The sequence below is a fragment of the Halomonas sp. KHS3 genome, from assembly GCF_000830495.1.
Classification (GTDB): domain Bacteria; phylum Pseudomonadota; class Gammaproteobacteria; order Pseudomonadales; family Halomonadaceae; genus Vreelandella; species Vreelandella titanicae.
This window is the reverse complement of record NZ_JWHY01000001.1, coordinates 59,978-78,607: the sequence shown is the minus strand read 5'-3', so window position 1 is coordinate 78,607 and position 18,630 is coordinate 59,978. Positions and strand designations below refer to the sequence as shown.

General features: G+C 58.7%; 17 protein-coding genes. 9 read left to right on the top strand and 8 right to left on the bottom strand.

Going from position 1 to position 18,630, the window contains the following annotated elements:
• Position 1: 1 nt before the first annotated feature.
• Together RO22_RS00345 and RO22_RS00340 are read right to left on the bottom strand one after the other, a co-directional pair.
• A complete protein-coding gene (locus tag RO22_RS00345; protein WP_041157262.1) occupies positions 2-784 on the bottom strand; it encodes a metal ABC transporter ATP-binding protein in 783 nt (260 codons plus the stop codon).
• Between the two features lie 23 nt (positions 785-807).
• On the bottom strand, positions 808-1,776 hold the full coding sequence (locus tag RO22_RS00340) for a metal ABC transporter solute-binding protein, Zn/Mn family (protein ID WP_009286156.1): 969 nt from the start codon (positions 1,774-1,776) through the stop codon (positions 808-810).
• A gap of 411 nt (positions 1,777-2,187) precedes the next feature.
• Here RO22_RS00340 and RO22_RS00335 point away from each other — a divergent pair, with 411 nt between their 5' ends.
• From RO22_RS00335 to ureG, 8 genes are all read left to right on the top strand, one after another.
• The gene (locus RO22_RS00335; RefSeq protein WP_022521351.1) at positions 2,188-3,549 is read left to right on the top strand and encodes a diguanylate cyclase; all 1,362 of its coding nucleotides are present in this window, start codon (positions 2,188-2,190) and stop codon (positions 3,547-3,549) included.
• Between the two features lie 227 nt (positions 3,550-3,776).
• Positions 3,777-4,661 carry an urease accessory protein UreD gene (locus RO22_RS00330; RefSeq protein WP_009286154.1) on the top strand — a complete coding sequence of 295 codons (885 nt, stop codon included), beginning with the start codon at positions 3,777-3,779 and terminating at the stop codon, positions 4,659-4,661.
• Between the two features lie 37 nt (positions 4,662-4,698).
• Positions 4,699-5,001, top strand: coding sequence for an urease subunit gamma (locus RO22_RS00325; protein ID WP_022521353.1), 303 nt, complete (start codon positions 4,699-4,701; stop codon positions 4,999-5,001).
• Positions 5,002-5,154: 153 nt separating this feature from the next.
• Complete coding sequence (locus RO22_RS00320) at positions 5,155-5,475, top strand: urease subunit beta (RefSeq protein WP_041157261.1); 321 nt, start codon at positions 5,155-5,157, stop codon at positions 5,473-5,475.
• Complete coding sequence (gene ureC, locus RO22_RS00315; RefSeq protein ID WP_041157260.1) at positions 5,472-7,187, top strand: urease subunit alpha; 1,716 nt, start codon at positions 5,472-5,474, stop codon at positions 7,185-7,187. The genes RO22_RS00320 and ureC overlap by 4 nt, the downstream gene beginning before the upstream one ends.
• Positions 7,188-7,345: 158 nt before the next feature.
• On the top strand, positions 7,346-7,873 hold the full coding sequence (gene ureE, locus RO22_RS00310) for an urease accessory protein UreE (protein WP_041157485.1): 528 nt from the start codon (positions 7,346-7,348) through the stop codon (positions 7,871-7,873).
• Positions 7,863-8,618 carry an urease accessory protein UreF gene (locus tag RO22_RS00305; protein WP_200890212.1) on the top strand — a complete coding sequence of 252 codons (756 nt, stop codon included), beginning with the start codon at positions 7,863-7,865 and terminating at the stop codon, positions 8,616-8,618. The genes ureE and RO22_RS00305 overlap by 11 nt, the downstream gene beginning before the upstream one ends.
• 29 nt (positions 8,619-8,647) lie before the next feature.
• Entirely contained in the window at positions 8,648-9,286 is a 639-nt protein-coding gene (gene ureG / locus RO22_RS00300) for an urease accessory protein UreG (RefSeq protein WP_041157258.1), read from the top strand.
• Between the two features lie 2 nt (positions 9,287-9,288).
• Here the strand turns inward: ureG and RO22_RS00295 are convergent, their stop codons facing one another.
• Positions 9,289-10,215 (bottom strand): YihY/virulence factor BrkB family protein, encoded by a 927-nt coding sequence (locus RO22_RS00295; RefSeq protein WP_022521358.1) that lies wholly within the window; start codon positions 10,213-10,215, stop codon positions 9,289-9,291.
• Between the two features lie 439 nt (positions 10,216-10,654).
• Here RO22_RS00295 and RO22_RS00290 point away from each other — a divergent pair, with 439 nt between their 5' ends.
• Positions 10,655-12,442, top strand: a complete 1,788-nt coding sequence (locus RO22_RS00290; RefSeq protein WP_041157257.1) for a methyl-accepting chemotaxis protein — start codon at positions 10,655-10,657, stop codon at positions 12,440-12,442.
• Between the two features lie 100 nt (positions 12,443-12,542).
• On the opposite strand, the gene RO22_RS00285 is transcribed toward RO22_RS00290, so the two are convergent.
• From RO22_RS00285 to RO22_RS00265, 5 genes are read right to left on the bottom strand one after another with little or no spacing between them, the layout of a single operon-like run.
• Complete coding sequence (locus RO22_RS00285) at positions 12,543-12,788, bottom strand: formate dehydrogenase subunit delta (protein WP_041157256.1); 246 nt, start codon at positions 12,786-12,788, stop codon at positions 12,543-12,545.
• Positions 12,789-12,798: 10 nt separating this feature from the next.
• The gene (gene fdhD, locus RO22_RS00280) at positions 12,799-13,644 is read right to left on the bottom strand and encodes a formate dehydrogenase accessory sulfurtransferase FdhD (protein ID WP_052475463.1); all 846 of its coding nucleotides are present in this window, start codon (positions 13,642-13,644) and stop codon (positions 12,799-12,801) included.
• The gene (gene fdhF / locus RO22_RS00275) at positions 13,641-16,532 is read right to left on the bottom strand and encodes a formate dehydrogenase subunit alpha (protein ID WP_041157255.1); all 2,892 of its coding nucleotides are present in this window, start codon (positions 16,530-16,532) and stop codon (positions 13,641-13,643) included. Before fdhF ends, fdhD begins: the two co-directional genes overlap by 4 nt.
• Positions 16,529-18,085, bottom strand: coding sequence for a formate dehydrogenase beta subunit (locus RO22_RS00270; RefSeq protein WP_041157254.1), 1,557 nt, complete (start codon positions 18,083-18,085; stop codon positions 16,529-16,531). The genes fdhF and RO22_RS00270 overlap by 4 nt, the downstream gene beginning before the upstream one ends.
• Positions 18,082-18,576: a formate dehydrogenase subunit gamma gene (locus RO22_RS00265; protein WP_041157253.1), complete on the bottom strand. Its 495-nt coding sequence runs from the start codon at positions 18,574-18,576 to the stop codon at positions 18,082-18,084. The genes RO22_RS00270 and RO22_RS00265 overlap by 4 nt, the downstream gene beginning before the upstream one ends.
• Positions 18,577-18,630 lie beyond the last annotated feature (54 nt).

Sequence of the window (18,630 nt, the reverse complement as noted above, 5' to 3'; positions counted from 1 at the left end):
GTTACTTCACCTTTGAGGCGGAAAACATTAACGATTCATTGTCGTTAAGTAGCGCGATTTGGCCGCCGTAAGCCTGGCGCAGGTGATCGATCTTGAACACCTCCTCGGCCTTGCCGCTGGCGATGACTCGCACGTTGAGTAGCAGTAGCCAGTCAAAGTAGGTGCGAACCGTTTGCAGATCGTGGTGTACCACAATCAGCGTTTTGCCCGCGTCGCGCAGGTGGCGCAGGATATCGATAATGGCCCGCTCGGTGGTGGCATCGACGCCCGCCATGGGTTCATCAAGAAAATACACATCGGCCTGCTGCACCAGCGCGCGAGCCAGAAACACGCGCTGCTGCTGGCCACCAGAAAGCTGGCTAATCTGTCGTTCAGCGAAGGCGCTCATACCGACCATTTCAAGTGCTTCCTGCGCTTCATGGCGCTCTTTGCGACCCGGTCTCTTGAGCCAGCCCAAGCGCCCGTAAAGCCCCATGGTGACCACATCCAGCGCCGTGGTGGGAAAATCCCAGTCAACGCTTGAGCGCTGGGGCACGTAGCCCACCCGTTTACGCTGTGTGGCGTAGGGCCGTCCATGCACCATCACCTCTCCCGACAACGACGGCACCAGCCCAAGCAGGCTTTTGATCAACGTACTCTTGCCCGCCCCGTTAGGGCCGACAATGCCCGCCATGACACCGGCGGGGATATCCAGATCGATATCCCATAGCACGGGCTGGTTATGGTAGCTCACCGTCAGGTTTTTAATGCTCAGTGCGGTGTCTGTAGGGTTGAATATCGCCATGGATGCACTGCCTTATCGAATGCTTATTGAGCGAGTTGCCACTCGCTGGCCCAGTCATCCAGTGCCTTTGGCAGCGGGGCCAGCGAACCGCCTAGCGCCTCGACAATGTGCTGGGTGTTACGGTAGATCATGCCCATATAGGTACCATCTACCGTGCCTTCATCGCCCATGGCGTCGGAATAAAGCTGGCCGCCGATGGTCACATCATGGCCTTGCTGCCTTGCGGCATCGATCACTGCCTGAATGGTGCGCGGGTTGATGGTGCTCTCGACAAATATGGCGGGCACGTTACGGGCAACAACGCTATCCGCCATGCTGCGAATATCGGCGATCCCAGTTTCGGTTTCGGTACTGATGCCCTGAATCCCTTCCACCTCAATGTCATAGGCACGACCAAAGTAGCTGAAAGCGTCGTGGGCGGTGACAAGAATACGCTGCTCTTCGGGGATGCTGGCAATGCTCTCTTTAACCCACTCATGCAAGGCTAGCAACTGAGCCTGATAACGCTCGGTATTGGTTTCAATCGTCGTGGCGCACTCAGGGCGTGCTTCGCTCAATGCATCGCTTAGGGTGGGCAGTGTTTGGGCCCATAAAGAGACATCCATCCACAGGTGAGGGTCGACTCCGTAGACATCCTGAGCGGTGATCAACGACGCCGGATCAATGGAAGCGGGCGCCACGGCAAGCGTGGGTGTTCGTGCCGAGAAATTCTCCAGCACACTCCCCAGCTGTCCTTCCAATGAGTAGCCTGAGTAGAGAATGTGTTCGGCGCCCCGCAGCAAGGCCACGTCGCTAGCGCTTGCCTGATACAGGTGGGGGTCTACGCCGGGGCCCATCATGGCTTCCACATTAACGCATTCGCCGCCTACTTCCTGCGCTACATCTGCAATCATCCCAATCGTTGCCACCACGTTTAAGGGCGTTTCATCGGCAGTTGCCAACGCACTAAAAGGCAGCGTTCCCAATAGAATCACGGCATATTTTGTTGCCATTATTTAGCTCCAGACTCGTCATGAGGTAGATGGGCTGAAATTGCTTTGTGTAAACTGATTGTCCCGAGGAAAGAAGTATAGCCTTGGCTAAGTTTGTGGCGCTATTCATGAAATGTCAAGCGGATAAAAGGCGCTGAGGTGGGCTGAAAAGGGGAGCCTGAGTTATGGCGGGAGTAAGCGCAAGGTGCGCTACTCACGTACCTCTACGCCAGGTAAGGCATCAACAGGCCTTGGTTATGTTTTGGAGCGTCACTCGCTTACCGATTGGCCCTATAGTATGGCGAAGCACCGCTGCCGCGCCGCCATGCGAGCCGCTTGTGGGCTTATTCGCTAAAACCCTGCTCTGTGTTCGGTTGACGAAAATGCTTGGCGTGTAATATTGGCTGTTGATCAATAAGAAGCAGGTGGGGTATGCGCTATAAAGATAAACATCAGCTCGCCGCCGAGTGGCAAGCGCTTCTGGAGCGCACGCCCAAACCGTTGCGGCAAGCAGTCGAGACGTTGGTAGAGCACCACGGGCAAAGCTTTGCTGACCACTTTTACCGGGTGATGTTGGAAGACCCGCATGCTTCGCTGTTTCTCTCCAACGATCAAGTGGAGCAGCGTTTACACCCCTCAATGCAGCGCTGGCTGAAAGCCATGTTTGCCGTTGAGCACGCCGATTTTGAGTCCCTGGTTGAGCAGCAGGAAAAAGTGGGGCAGGTGCATGCCCGCATCGATATTCCGGTCAACCTGGTGCTAAGTGGAGCGCGGCAGCTTAAGCAGGTGTTTTATCAACAGATCAACGCCACGTTCAAAAGCCCGCTATCGCCGGGGGATGCCTCGGTGTACGTCTCCGACCATATTGATATGGCCATGGAAATCATGAGCCACGCCTACTCGGTGGCCAGTGACCGTAATGCGCGCACTGAAGAGGCGTACAAGCTGTTTTCACTCACCCAGAGCATTGGCGACGAGCGTGAACGCCAGCGTTCGGCGTTGTTGAATTGGGAGAATGCGCTGATGTTTGCCATAGCTGCCCAGCAGGATATCGCCACGCTGCCGCGGTTATCCAATTCCGATTTTGGTCTGTGGTACTTCCATAAAGCGTGCCATGCGTTCGAGGGCGTGCCGGAGATTGCCACTATTTCACGCCATATTCAGCAAGTGGATCGTGAGTGGCTGGAAGTGCTGATGCATGAAGATGCTAGCCAGCGACTTAAGGCGCTGGGCGAGATTCGTGATGCCGCCCGTACGGTGTTGATGCTGCTCGACAATGTATTAGAGCGCGCCTCCGGTTTGGATGCAGGGCGCGACAGCTTAACCCGGTTGCTCAACCGCAAGTTTTTGTCAGTGGTGCTTAGTCGCGAAATAGACATTGCCCGCCACTCGGAGCACTGCTTTGCGCTGTTGATGGTAGATATCGATCACTTCAAATCGATCAACGATACCCATGGGCACGACGCCGGCGACAACGTGCTGCAGCAGGTGGCGAGCATCCTTGATCGCTCCACCCGTGGGGGTGATTACGTGTTTCGCATGGGCGGCGAGGAGTTTTTGATTGTGCTGGTCAATACTGACCATGACGGCAGCCGGTTATTTGCTGAGCGTTTACGCCAATCGGTGGCTAAGGAGCCGATGCTCGCCGGTGCCGATACGCTGCTTAACGTGACGATTAGCGTGGGTGTAACGCTTCACGATGGTCACCCAGACTATCACCACTCCCTGCAGCGTGCTGATCAGGCCCTTTATGAAGCGAAGCGCGGTGGGCGTGACCGGGTCGTTGTGCAGTAATGGTGTGAAGAGTGAGTGCAGGCTGAGCACTAAGCAAGTAGTGAGTGCATTTATTTGGTGCATTTGAGGTCTGATGTGGTGCTGTTTTGGTGCGCCTAGATGCGTAGCACTGCCAGTCACCGCCGTTCATCCCTACCATTGACCGCACAGCAGGGCTTTTCACCATTTTGGCGCATTAATTGCTTACCTATGTCAAAGGCTTAGTGAAAAGGAAGCGGTAGCAACCCATGATCCTGTGCGAACTCGCCAAACCACACATTGCCTCTGGCCACCGCTTCGATGCAGGCCGCCATTGGGCAGCTTCGTTAGCACTCACCTTCGCTCATCGGGGCAGTGCTACTCGCATGGTGCAGGCGCGTCATCAGGGACCACTGCGGGTGCAGCGCCCTTTCTATCCCGAAGGGCGTAGTGAGGCTTGTCATGTTTATGTGCTTCACCCGCCGGGCGGGTTAGTCAGCGGCGATGCGCTTACCATTAGTGCCCATGTAGAGAGCGGTGCCCATGCGCTGCTGACGACTCCGGCTGCCAATAAACTCTATAAAGCCGACAGCCAGGGCGTGGCATGGACGCAGCATACCCGGTTGAGCGTTGAAGATGGCGCGACACTTGAATGGCTGCCCCAGGAGACCATTGCCTTTGATGGTTCCAAGGGCGAGCAGCGCACCCAAATTGATCTTCACGGCAGCGCCCGTTGCCTGGGCTGGGAAGTGATGGCGCTGGGCCGCCCGGCCAGCGACTTACCCTATGTTTCCGGACGCATTGAGCAGCACTTCCGCTTAACCCTGGATGGCAAACCGCTGTGGCTAGAGCGCCAACCGCTAGACCCACTACACCCTCGCTTTGCCGGGCGATGGGGTCAGGGCGGAGCCACGGTGCAGGCCACGCTCTGGGCAGTGGGGATTGCCGACGCGCCTGCTGCCATTGAAGCCTTGCGTGAAGCGCTGCCGGATAACCCGCGCTGGGCGGTCACCGTCCGCCACGGTGTTTTGCTGCTGCGCTATTTAGGCAACTCGCGTAACGAAGCCTGGGCGTTATGCGAACAGGCTTGGCAACTGCTGCGCCCCCGCTGGATCGAGCGTGAAGCACATACACCACGAATTTGGCTAACCTAATTAGCATCACTGCGATGCACTGCTGGAGACACATTCCATGGAATTAACCCCAAGAGACAAAGACAAGCTGCTGCTGTTCTCAGCCGCCCAATTGGCGGAGCGCCGCAAGGCGCGTGGTTTAAAACTCAATTACCCGGAAGCGGTGGCGCTGATCAGCTTCGAGATTATGGAAGGCGCCCGGGATGGCCGCAGCGTAGCGGACTTAATGAGCTATGGTCGCGAAATCCTTAGCCGTGAGGATGTGATGGACGGTGTCGCCGAGATGGTCGACGAAGTGCAGGTGGAAGCCACTTTCCCCGACGGCACCAAGCTGGTCACTGTCCATACGCCAATTGTGTGAGGGGTTAATTGTGAGGAGTGAGGGGTGGATTGTGAGGGGTGAGGAGTGAATAGTTAGGGGTGAGTAGTAGTGGGTTACGCACCCCTCATACCTCTCTCTTTACACCTCACACCTCTCGCCTAACACCTCACAAAAAAACAAAGGAGCAACCAAATGATTCCCGGTGAATACAAGTTAAAAGAAGGTGAAATCGAGCTGTGCGCGGGACGTGAGCGGATTAGCGTCGAGGTGGCCAATACCGGCGACCGCCCGATCCAGATCGGCTCCCACTACCACTTTGCCGAAGCCAACCCGGCGCTGGTGTTTGATCGCGACAAAACCCGAGGCTTTCGCCTGGACGTGGCCGCAGGCACGGCGATTCGCTTTGAGCCTGGCCAGACCCGCGAAGTCACGTTGATTCCCTATGTCGGCAATCGGGAAATTTACGGTTTTCGCGGCGATGTCATGGGTACGCTCGACGGAGGTAAGCAATGAAACCGGTTAATAAGATCAGTCGGCAAGCCTACGCCGATATGTATGGCCCCACGGTGGGCGACCGCGTGCGTCTGGGCGATACCGAGCTTTGGATTGAAGTCGAACAGGACGCCACCCACTACGGTGACGAAGTGAAATTCGGTGGCGGCAAAGTCATCCGGGATGGCATGGGCCAAAGCCAGCGTGCTGACGACACGGTAATGGATACCGTGATTACCAACGCGCTGATTCTGGATTGGTGGGGTATCGTCAAAGCCGACGTGGGCATTCAAAATGGCCGCATCGCGGCGATTGGCAAGGCAGGCAATCCAGACGTACAGCCTGATGTTGAAATCGTCATTGGCCCCGGCACCGAAATCATCTCCGGCGAAGGCAAGATCCTGACCGCAGGCGGTATCGACTCTCATATCCACTTTATCTGCCCCCAGCAGGTCGAAGAAGCGCTGATGAGCGGTATCACCACCATGCTGGGCGGTGGCACCGGTCCGGCGACTGGTACCAACGCAACCACCTGTACCCCCGGCGCTTGGCACATCGGTAAGATGCTGCAAGCGGTGGACGATATGCCCATGAATATCGGCTTTCTGGGCAAAGGCAACGCCAGCCTGCCTGAGTCCCTAGAGCTCCAGCTCCAAGCAGGCGCCATGGGCCTCAAATTGCACGAAGATTGGGGCACCACGCCTGCCTCGATCAATAACTGCCTTAACGTCGCTGATGCCTATGATGTGCAGGTGGCGATCCACACCGACACCCTGAATGAGTCGGGCTTTGTGGAAGACACCCTGGCCGCGTTTAAAGAGCGCTGTATCCATACTTACCACACCGAAGGCGCTGGCGGCGGCCACGCCCCGGATATTCTCACTGCCTGCTCGAAAGCCTACGTGCTGCCCTCTTCTACCAACCCAACGCGGCCCTACACCGTCAACACCATCGACGAACATCTCGATATGCTGATGGTGTGCCACCACCTGGATCCCAATATCCCTGAGGACGTGGCCTTTGCCGACTCGCGCATTCGCCGGGAAACCATCGCCGCTGAGGATATCCTCCACGATTTGGGCGTGATCTCGATGATTGCCTCGGATTCCCAAGCCATGGGGCGGGTCGGTGAGGTGGTCTGCCGCACCTGGCAAACCGCCCATAAAATGAAGGTGCAGCGCGGCCTGTTGCCGGAAGACGAAGCCCTGGGTGCCGATAACCTACGCGCCAAGCGCTATATCGCCAAGTACACCATTAACCCGGCGATCACTCACGGCATCGCTCACGAAGTAGGTTCCATCGAAGTCGGTAAGCTGGCGGATCTGGTGCTTTGGAAACCGGCCTTCTTTGGCGTCAAGCCAGCGATGATGATCAAAGGCGGCATGATTGCGGCGGCGCCCATGGGCGACCCCAACGCTTCGATTCCCACCCCGCAGCCGGTGCATTACCGCTATATGTTCGGCGCTTTTGGCCGTGCGGCCAGCCAAACCCGGCTCAGCTTTGTCAGCCAGGCCGCGCTGGATGCGGGCATCAAAGAGACACTGGGGCTAAATAGCGAACTGGGGGCGTGCAAAAACGTGCGCCAAGTGCGCAAAAAGGATATGAAGCTAAACGATGCCTGCCCAGAACTAACCGTCGACCCGCAAACCTATGAAGTGCGCTGCGATGGCGAAATTTTAACCTGCGAGCCCGCCACCGAGCTGCCGCTGGCCCAGCGCTACCATTTGTTCTGAAAAAGTGGGCGACACCTCTACAGTCAGGTTAGCCGGGGTAGCTCGTAGTGAGGGTCTTTTGCCATGGATGGCAAAAGTAGCTTACAAGGATGTATTTACAGCGCCCTCACGTAGAGCTACCCCGGCTAGGCCGCGAAAATTTCAACGGGACGATAGCAATGCTTAAACTCATAGAACGCTTAGGGCCGATAGAGGAAAGCGCGGCGAGCGACACACTCACGCTGCCCTTTGAGCTACGTATTCGCGGGCGCTTAAAAGCCCAAAGCGATAGTGGCCGTGAGCTGGGGTTGTTTCTTGATCGCGGCCCGGTGCTGCGCAGCGGCGAAGGTCTAAAAGCCGAAAGCGGCGAAGTGGTGCGTGTCTGCGCCGCGGTAGAACCGGTGGTTACCGCGCGAGTGAGTACTGGCTTACCGCTGGCGCGGCTGGCCTACCACCTGGGCAATCGCCACGTGCAGCTGGCGCTGGGTGAAGATGAAAAGGGCGGCTGGGTGCGCTTCCCGCCGGATCATGTGTTGGAAGAGCTCGCCGAGCTGTTAGGTGCCGAACTAGAGCACCACAACGCAACGTTCGACCCGGAGCCGGGTGCTTATAACCAAGTAGGTGGCGGACATTCACATGGTCATTCGCACGGTCATTCACACGACCACGATCATGACCACTCGCATGAGCACCACCATGCCCACTGAACTCACTGCGCTAGAAAGCCAAAGTGATGAGCTAGCGCTGCTAGGGCTGATGCAGTTGGTGAGCCCAGCGTTGCCCATCGGCGCCTTTGCTTTTTCTCAAGGGCTGGAAAGCGCCTTTGAGCTGGACTGGGTGCGTGATGAAGCCAGCCTTGCCGAATGGCTAAGCGGCGTACTGGAAGATGGCCTGACCCGCTGCGAACTGCCGGTGCTGGCGCGGTTGCACGATGCATTTGGTCAGGCGTTTGGCCAAGCGGACATGGCAGAAGGTCGTAAATCAATTGCCGCGTGGGATGAGTGGCTGGCCGCCACCCGGGAAACCGCCGAGCTCGCCGCCGAAGATAGCAGGCTGGGCGCCTCGCTAAAACGCCTACTGGGCAGCTTGAACTTGTTGCCGAGAGAGCAGCAGTTGCAAAGTGAGGGATTGCTCCCACCCTTGCTTCCGCCCCAAGCAGGTTATGTAACGCTGTTTGCCTACACGGCCCACGTCCGTGGCGTGTCTGTTCGCCAAACGCTGCTGGGGTTTGCCTGGGCGTGGATGGAGAACCAACTGGCGGTGGCCTGTAAAGCCTTGCCACTTGGCCACACCGCTGCCCAGCGAGTAATTGAACAACTGCGCCCCGCGCTAGTGAATGCCGTTAATCAGGCACTTACGCTGGATGATGAAGAGCTGGGCCCGGTGCTGCCCGGTCTGGCACTGGCTAGCGCCTTGCACGAAACCCAATATTCGCGCCTGTTTCGAAGTTAGATGACCTAGAAGTTAACGAGGAGAGAACAATGACTCACTGTTTACGCGTTGGTGTGGGTGGCCCGGTTGGTTCTGGTAAAACCGCGCTGCTCAAGCAACTCTGTTTAGCGCTGCGTGATTACTACGATATCGCCGTAGTCACTAACGATATCTACACCCGCGAAGACGCCGACTTTTTGCTCAAGCACGATGCCCTACCGGCGGATCGTATTCTGGGGGTTGAGACCGGCGGCTGCCCGCATACTGCCATTCGTGAAGACGCCTCGATGAACCTGGCAGCCATCGATGAGTTACAGGGGCGTCATCCCAAGCTAGAGCTGGTCATGGTCGAGTCGGGCGGCGACAACCTCTCGGCGACCTTCAGCCCCGAGCTTTCCGACCTAACGCTCTACGTCATCGACGTCTCGGCAGGCGACAAAATCCCCCGCAAGGGTGGGCCGGGCATTACCAAATCGGATCTACTGATTATCAATAAAATCGATATCGCCGAGCAGGTGCACGCCTCACTAGAGGTAATGGAGCGCGACTCCAAGAAAATGCGCGGCGAGCGGCCCTTCGTGTTCACCAATCTTTATGACGGAGTAGGGCTTGAGGAGATTATCCGCTTTATTCTCGATAAAGGGATGCTTGATGAGCGGCGTCCGCAGGCCGAAGTGACCGCTAGCTAACGTCAATCGACCCGCGTAATCGGCTGGCGATTGGGGTCGACGTGCCATGGCAAGCCAAGGCGGGTATTGCGCTCTAATTCGGCAATCACCTGGGCGCCCAGCAGTAAAATGATGGCGCCCACTTCCAGGCTAATCAGTACGACCACCAGCGCTGCCAGCGAACCGTAGACGGCGTTAACGAACGAGAGATTGGCGAAGTAGTAAACCAGCAACAGGCGAACCCCCTCCCACAGCAGTGCTGCCACAAAGCCTCCTACGATTGCCCGACGCAAGGCGATGCGCACCACCGGCAGCACTTTGTAGATAGCGCTGAACAGCAGGAACACCCCAGTGAAACTGGCCAGGTTAAGCACCGGCTCTGAAAACCCCGCCAGCGGCAGTTCCCGTTCAAATAGCAGCATCACCAGCGTATTAAGCGAACTGGCCAGGGTGACTACCAGCGTGAGAACCATAAGCGCCGCCCCCAGTACCACCATAAAGGCGTAGGGCAACATTACCGAAACCCAAACGCTGCGCTTGATATGCGGGCTATCCGGCGCATGGAAAATGATCGCCAGGGCGTCTTCCAGCATACGAAAGGCGAATGAGCTGAACAGGAGCAGAATGGGAAAGCTCAGAATGCCAATCACATCACGCGATTCCAGCAGGCTGCGAACGGCCTCCAGCAACACTTCCGCGTGGGCAGGCGCCATATGGCGTGCCTGTACGGCCAGCACATTGAGTAAGTGCTGCTGATCGACGACTTGGGTTAACAGCACAACGAGCACGGCAAAAAGCGGCACGATAGAGAGCAGGATGTTGTAGCCCACTCCGCCGGCCAGCAGGACACCGTGATTTTTCAGAAAATTGCGTAATACGCGCCAAGCAAAGTGAACCAACCTAGGGAGCAGGAGCAAGACAGCGCTAACAAATGGGTGGTTTCGAACCATGCTTGCTATTCTCCTTGGACATTAGGCCCTATCGCCATGATACGCTGATGGCAATGGCAAATAACAAGGGCAAATATCAAGGAAGTCCCGAATTGCCTGATCTGGCTTCAGGAGAGAGTAGTAAGAGGCAGAAGCTAACTTACCGCCCTACAAACAAAAAGGTCGCCCTGACCAGGCGGTAGGGAGGTCAGGGCAACCGAAGATTGTGGTTAAGCGACTTGCTTAAAACGGGCCATCCCTGGCCACCACATCCTCACAGTGAACCTTTACTTTATGAATAACCTTAACTTAGGTTATGAACCTAACTATTAGTTGCTAATTATTTGAATCTTAAGTAAAAAAATAAAAAACTGGTAAAGTTCGTGCACTTTAGGTCGATAAGGCTCCTATAACTACTAAAAACTCTTCACTCAAGACTGACTCTGGAGCTTGCTCACATATGTCCACTCCTTCTGCTCCCAAACGAGCCCTTGGTTTACAAACCAAGGTACTGATGCTTGTACTGCTCCCTCTTTTGTTACTAACGGTTGTGTTGGTCGGGTTTAAAGCCTACAGCAGCGCCCAAGACACCCGCGATACGTTGGCAAACCAGCGTGAAATGCTGATTGAAGAGCGCCGCCATGCGGTGCGCGATATCGTCCAGATGGCGACTTCTGCCATCGAGCCCATTTACGAACAAGCCGGTGCCAACGATGAGGCAGCCAAGCAGCAGGTAGCCGAGCTGGTGCGTTCCATGCGCTTTGAAGATAACAACTACATTTTTATCTACGACTATGACGGTAACAATATCGTCACGGCGCCTGCACCGGAGCGTGAAGGTACCAACATGATCGACGCGCAAACCCCCGATGGCACTTATCTGATTCGCGAGATCATTCAGCTTGCTCAGAGTGGCGGGGGCTTCTACAGCTATATGTGGGATTACCCAGGTACCGACAGAATTGAACCCAAGCACTCCTTCGTTGACCGCCTTGAAAAATGGGACTGGCTCATTGGTGCAGGCGTTTATGTCACCGATGCTGACGATGCTATTGCCGAACTTGAAGCCGCGGCCGCCGCCGATTTGCGCCAGGGCATTATATTTGCCTCCTTGTTGGGTCTGGGTCTATTTATTGTGATTGCACTGATAGCGTATGGCTTGGTGCGTCGCACGCTGGGGCCGATCAAGCGCACTACTGCGGCTATGCACGATATTGCCCAGGGGCGCGGTGATTTAACCCGTCGCTTAGCAGTTGAAAGCGGTGACGAAATTGGCGAGCTTAGCGTTCAATTCAACGCCTTTGTAGCGCGGATGCAGAACACACTTCGTGATGTACGCAGCAGTACGCTCAGCGTGCACCAGGCCGCGGGGGAGATATCACAAAGCTCTGATGAGCTTGCCACCCGTACCGAGCAGGCGGCCGCGAACCTGCAACAAACCTCAGCTTCCATGGAAGAGATCACCTCGACCGTTAATCACAGCGCCGACAATGCCCAGCAGGCCAATACGCTGGTGCAGTCTACTGCTGATGTAGCCCGCGAAGGTGAGACCTCGATGGGGCAGGTGGAAAGCACCATGAGCGATATTAACGACTCCGCATCGCGCATCAGTGACATCATCAGCATGATCGATTCGATTGCCTTCCAAACCAATATTTTGGCGCTTAATGCCTCGGTGGAAGCCGCAAGGGCAGGTGAGCATGGCCGCGGCTTTGCCGTGGTGGCACAAGAAGTTAGGGTTCTGGCCAGTCGTTCCAGCGATGCTTCCAAAGAGATTCGTGCGCTTATTGATGCATCGGTTCAGCACACTAACTCCGGTGCGAAGCTGGTACGCAGCGCCGGTGATACCATGCGTGAGATTGTCTCCAGCGTGGCGAAAGTCACCGATGTAATCGGTGAGATCACCGCTGGCGCTAAAGAGCAGAGCAGCGGTATTGGCCAGATCAACACTGCCGTGGCTGAAATGGACACCATGACCCAGCAGAACGCCGCCATGGTGCAGGAGTCCACCACCGCTGCCGCCAATATGCGCCGCCATGCGGAGCACCTGAATCAGTTAATCAACTCCTTCGTACTTGGTGACGATGAGCCCACGCCGCGGCACGAAGCGCTAGCGTCTCCGGCCCCTCAGCAACGTGGCAGTGATAGCGCCATGAAGCGCCCTGCGCTTTCATCGCACTCCTCATCACAGCCATCATCAAAGCCATCACCGGCAAAGCATGCTGCAGATGAGTGGGAAGAGTTCTAACGTTCGCTACCAGTGCTTGTGATATCAGCGCTTGGGAAAGATGGGTATAAAAACGGGGCTTGCCATTTGGCAAGCCCCATTGTGTTAACGCCAGTGATGCTTATCCGGCATGCCGCCTGGCCAGTCCTTCAGCCAGCAAGATGACGGCCCGCTTTGCCAGCGGTGAAAGCAGGGCATCCTCGCGTTCCAGTGTGGCGACCAGGCGATGCTTCATTGACCGTGCCCAGAAGGTTTCCAGGTGGCGGCAGGTGGCCGCTGCCGCCGTTTCTTCATCGCGACCGCCGCCCAGGTTAGCGGCGATCTGGTTGGTCATGTGAATCAGCTGGTTATCGTGGTGCGACGACATGGTGTATCTCCTAAGCCGTGGCCATTGCCGCCGTAGCGGGTCGATGGTAGATCAAATGGCGGCCGGGCCGTGCAAAGCCTGCCAACAGCAGCCCCGACGCCTGGGCCTGCTCCACAGCCAGGGCGGTGGCCGCTGAGACAGCCACCAGTGCGCCAATGCCGGCACTGGCGCACTTGTGAACCATCTCGTAGCTGGCGCGGCTGGTGACGAGCGCGAACCCCTCACCTAGCGGGCTGGCCTCGCGGGCGAGCGCGCCGATCAGTTTGTCCAGGGCGTTGTGCCGACCGACATCCTCGCGCAGTTGTCTAATGTTCCCCCAAACATCGCACCAGGCGGCACCGTGGCTGGCGCCAGTGGCCGCCTGCAGCGGCTGGTGGGAGGACAGCTCCCGCAGGGAACGCTGGATGGCGGCATCACTCAAGGGCGGCGCCATGACATGGGGAATCGGGCGTATTGCCTGCTCCAGGGCTTCGGTACCGCATAGCCCGCAGCCAGTGCGTCCTGTCAGGCTGCGCCGCCGCTGTTTGAGCTCGGCCATTCGCTGGCTGGCAATAGTGAGATGAATGGTGAGGCCTTGAGGCTGTTCGTGGATGTCCAGATCGTAGCACTCGTCAACGTTTGCCAGGATGCCTTCGGAAAGGCTGAAGCCCAGGGCAAACTCCTCAAGATTCGTCGGGCTGGCCATCATCACCGCGTGGGAGATGCCGTTGTAGACCAGTGCCACTGGCCTTTCCAATGCCAGTAGATCCTCCTGGGCATCGGCGTACCAGCCGTTGGTACCCCGGTGCACTTCCACCCGCTGGCGCATCAGGGCCGCCTGCGGTACTGACGCCGTGCCGTTCATAGGTGCACTCATGGAACCTCCTGCTGGGCCTTGGCCAGGTAATCACGCTGGGCCAGGTCAAAGGCGCTAAAGCGCTGCTGCCAGGCTGACGGTTGGCTGACTTTTTCCACCTGCACTGCCGTGACCTTGTATTCCGGGCAGTTGGTGGCCCAGTCCGAGTTGTCCGTGGTGATGACGTTGGCGCCACTGCCGGGGTGGTGGAAAGTGGTGTAAACCACTCCTGGCTGCATACGCTCACTGAGCCGCGCACGCAGCACCGTCTGGCCGGCACGGCTGGTGATGCCCAGCCAGTCGCCATCGCGGATACCGCGCAGCTCGGCGTCAGAAGGGTGTAGCTCCAATACGTCCTCGTCGTGCCAGCGCTGGTTGTCGGTGCGCCGGGTCTGGGCTCCCACGTTGTACTGGCTAAGGATCCGGCCGGTGGTGAGCAGTAGCGGGAAGCGGCGGTTGGCCCGCTCCTCGGTGGCCACGTACTCGGTAATCGCAAAGCGGCCCAGCCCGATGGGGAACTCAACCTCGTGCATGGTCGGCATGCCCAGCGGGTACTCGGCGTTGCAGGGCCACTGCAGGCTGCCGTGTTCCTCCAGCTTGGCGTAGCTGACGCCCGCGAAGCTTGGCGTCAACTGAGCGATTTCGTCCATGATTTCGGAGGGGTGGGTGTAGTGCATCGGGTAGCCCAGCGCATTGGCCAGATACTGGGTGACTTGCCAGTCTTCCTTGCCTGCCAGCGCCGGCATCACCTTGCGCACCCGGTTGATGCGTCGCTCGGCGTTGGTGAAGGTGCCATTCTTCTCCAGAAAGCTTGAACCCGGCAGCAGCACGTGGGCGAACTTGGCCGTTTCATTGAGGAAAATATCCTGCACGATCAGGCAGTCCAGCGACGTGAGCGCCGCCTCGACGTGCTGAGTGTTGGGATCGGACTGGGCAATATCCTCGCCCTGAACATAGAGCGCCTTAAAGGTGCCTTCGATGGCAGCATCGAACATGTTGGGAATGCGCAGCCCCGGCTCGTCGTCCAGTTTCACGCCCCACACGGCCTCGAAGCGGCCGCGGGCGATAGGGTCGGCCACGTGCTGGTAGCCAGGCAGCTCATGGGGGAAGGAGCCCATGTCACACGAACCTTGGACGTTGTTCTGGCCACGCAGCGGGTTGACACCCACGCCTTCGCGACCAATGTTGCCGGTGGCCAAGGCCAGGTTGGCAATGCCCATCACCATGGTCGAACCCTGGCTGTGTTCGGTGACGCCCAGCCCGTAGTAGATCGCGCCGTTGCCCGCCGTGGCATAGGTGCGGGCGGCCTGGCGCACGGCCTCGGCGGGTACGCCGGTAATCGCTTCGGTGGCCTCCGGGGAGTGGCGCGGTTCAGCAATAAACTCACGCCAGCTGTTATAGGCATCGGTGTCGCAGCGCTTGGCCACGAACGCCTTGTCTTCAAGACCTTCTGTCACCACCACGTGACCCAGCGCGTTGACCAGCGCCACGTTGGTGCCCGGGCGCAGCGGCAGATGTTGGGCCTCGCTCATGTGCGGGGTCTTTAAAAGGTCGATACGGCGAGGGTCGGCGACGATCAGCTTCGCCCCCTGGCGCAGGCGTTTGCGCATCAGCGAGCCAAACACCGGGTGGGCATCGGTGGGGTTGGCGCCGATCACGATAATGGCGTCCGCCTTCATCACCGAATCAAAGGTCTGGGTACCAGCGGATTCGCCCAGCGTGGTCTTCAGGCCGTAGCCGGTGGGCGAGTGGCAGACCCGTGCGCAGGTGTCGGTATTGTTGTTGCCGAATGCAGCGCGAATCAGCTTCTGCACCAGATAGGTCTCTTCGTTGGTACAGCGCGACGAGGTGATGCCGCCGATGCTCTCGCGGCCGTGCTCAGCTTGAATCGCCTTGAGACGGGTTGCGGCAAAGCCGATAGCCTCTTCCCAGCTTACTTCGCGCCATGGCTGGTCGATGCTGTCGCGGATCATCGGTGTGGTTAGGCGATCCGGGTGTGTAGCGTAGCCGAAAGCAAAGCGCCCCTTCACGCAGGAGTGGCCATGGTTAGCGTCGCCGCCCTTGTAGGGCACCATGCGAACCAACTGATCGCCCTTCATCTGGGCTTCGAAAGAGCAGCCCACCCCGCAGTAGGCACAGGTAGTCACCACGCTTCTATCCGGCAAGCCGTGATCGATGACGCTTTTTTCCATCAGCGTGGCCGTGGGGCAGGCCTGCACGCAAGCCCCGCAGGAGACGCAGTCCGAGTCCATGAAGGCGTCGTTCTGGCCCGCCGACACCTTGGAGTCGAACCCGCGGCTATCGATGGTTAGCGCGAAAGTACCCTGGACTTCGTCGCAGGCGCGCACGCAGCGCGAACAGAGGATGCACTTGCTGGGATCGAAGGTGAAGTAGGGGTTGGATTCGTCCTTGACGACGTCCAGATGGCTCTCGCCCGTAAAGCCGTAGCGCACCTCACGAAGCCCCACGCTGCCCGCCATGTCTTGCAACTCACAGTCGCCATTGGCGGGGCAGGTCAGGCAGTCCAGCGGGTGGTCGGAGATGTACAGTTCCATCACGTTGCGACGCAGCTTGGCCAGCCGTTCGTTCTGGGTGGTCACCTTCATACCCTGCACCACCGGCGTGGTGCAGGAGGCGGGAAAGCCCCGACGCCCCTCTATCTGCACGGCGCACAGTCGACAGGAACCAAAGGCTTCCAGGCTATCGGTGGCGCAGAGTTTGGGAATGTTGATATCCGCCAGCGCCGCAGCGCGCAGCACCGAAGTGCCTTCCGGCACGCTGATCGTCACGCCGTCGATATCAAGGCTCACCGAGGCAGTGCCGACGGCCTGAGCAGGGAAGGGCGTGCCGAGGTCTTTGCTATGCCCGGCGTTGCTGGCATGCTGGCTGGGGTCGAAGTGCTGAATCATGATCTGTCTCCGTTCGCCGTCCGCTGGAAATCCTCAGAAAAGTGTTTCAGGGCGCTCTGCACCGGGAAGGGGGTCATGCCGCCCATGGCGCAGAGCGAGCCGTCTACCATCGTTTCGCAAAGATCACTCAGCAGGGCGAGGTTGGCCTCGCGATTGTCGTTGGCGCGAATGCGATCGATCACCTCCACGCCACGGGTCGAGCCGATACGACAGGGTGTACACTTGCCGCAGGACTCCACCTTGCAGAACTCCATGGAGAAACGCGCCTGCTCGGCCATATCGACGCTGTCATCGAACATCACCACACCGCCGTGACCGACGCCTGCACCGACTTCGGCGAAGGTTTCGTAATCCAGCGGCATATCCCACTGGCTTTCGGGCAGGTAGGCACACAGCGGGCCGCCGACCTGCACGGCGCGCAGCGTTCGGCCGCTTGCCGTGCCGCCGCCGAACGCTTCCATCAGGGTGCGCAGGGTGGTACCGAACGCCAGCTCCACCAAGCCGCCGCGCCGAACGTTGCCCGCCAGTTGCAGTGCCAGGGTGCCCCGGGAGCGGCCCATTCCATGGGATGCGTAGGCCTCGGCACCTTCGGCGAGGATAAACGGCACTGCAGCTAAAGAGAGCACGTTGTTGACCACGGTAGGGCGGCCGAACAGGCCCTCGATGGCGGGCAGCGGTGGCTTGAAGCGCACCAGCCCGCGCTTGCCCTCCAGGCTTTCCAGAAGCGATGTCTCTTCGCCGCAAATGTATGCCCCGGCGCCCAGACGTACTTCCAGATGGAAGGCGCGGCCGCTGTCGCGGAGGTCGTCGCCGAGATACCCGGCCTGTTCGGCGCGGCGAATGGCCTCGTCGAGGATCTCTTTCGCCAGCGGATACTCCGAGCGCAGGTAGATATAGCCTTGGGTGGCGCCCACCGCGAGGCCGGCAATCGCCATGCCCTCGATCAGCATGTAGGGGTCGCACTCCATCACCAGACGGTCGGCGAAGGTGCCGGAGTCGCCTTCATCGGCATTGCAGACGATGTACTTCTGATCGGCTGGCGTATCGAGCACCGTCTGCCACTTGATGCCGGTGGGGAATGCCGCCCCGCCGCGTCCGCGAAGCCCCGAGGCTTTGACTTCCTCGACGATATCCTGGGGCTCGCGTTGCAGCGCAGCCTCCAAGCCGCAAAAACCGTTATGGGCGCGATAATCCTCAATCGATAACGGGTCAGTAATACCGATACGCGCGAAGGTCAGCCGCTGCTGGCGGGCGAGGTAGTCGATTTCTTCCGTGGGGCCCTGCGCCAGTGGGTGGCTGACGCTGCCTTCCAGCAGGCCGCTATTGAGCAGCGCGGTGACATCGCCGGGGGCTACCGGGCCGTAGGCGAACCGGCCGATGGGGGTGTCGACTTCTACTAGCGGCTCAAGCCAGCTCAGCCCGCGGGAGCCATTGCGCACCAGCGTGATGGGTTGGCCGCGTGCGGTTGCCTCCCTCTCCAGTCGGCTGGCGATCGTATCGGCGCCCAGCGAAAGCGCGGTGGTATCGCGAGGTACATAAACGCGGATGCTCATCCCATCACCTCCAGCGGCCGGGTTTGTAGCTCATCTATCAATTCATCGAAGGCTTCCGGCGTGACGCGGCCGCGTACGCTGTCGTCCACGCGGATCGACGGGCCGCAGGCGCAGTTGCCCAGGCAGTACACGGCCTCGAGAGTAATTTCGCGATCCGCCGTGGTCTGGTGGTAATCGACCCCCAGACGCGCTTTGGCGTGGGCCTCGAGCTGGCGCGCCCCTACCGACTGGCAGGCCTCGGCGCGGCAGATCTGCACTACGTGGCGCCCCGGCGGCGTGGTGCGAAAGTGGTGGTAGAAGCTGATGACGCCATGCACTTCGGCACGTGTCTGGTGGAGGCTATCGGCGATGATCGGCACTGCTGCCTCAGGAATAAAGCCGATGCGATCCTGAAGGGCGTGGAGGATCGGCAGTAGGGCGCCGGGCTTGTGCTTCAGGGCGTCGACCTCGGCCTGAATAGCCTGTGGCGCCCACTCCTGGGAATGGTTCATGGTGCCTTCCTCACTACTGTTTATTATGTTGTAAATATGCACTGTTTTTCATAT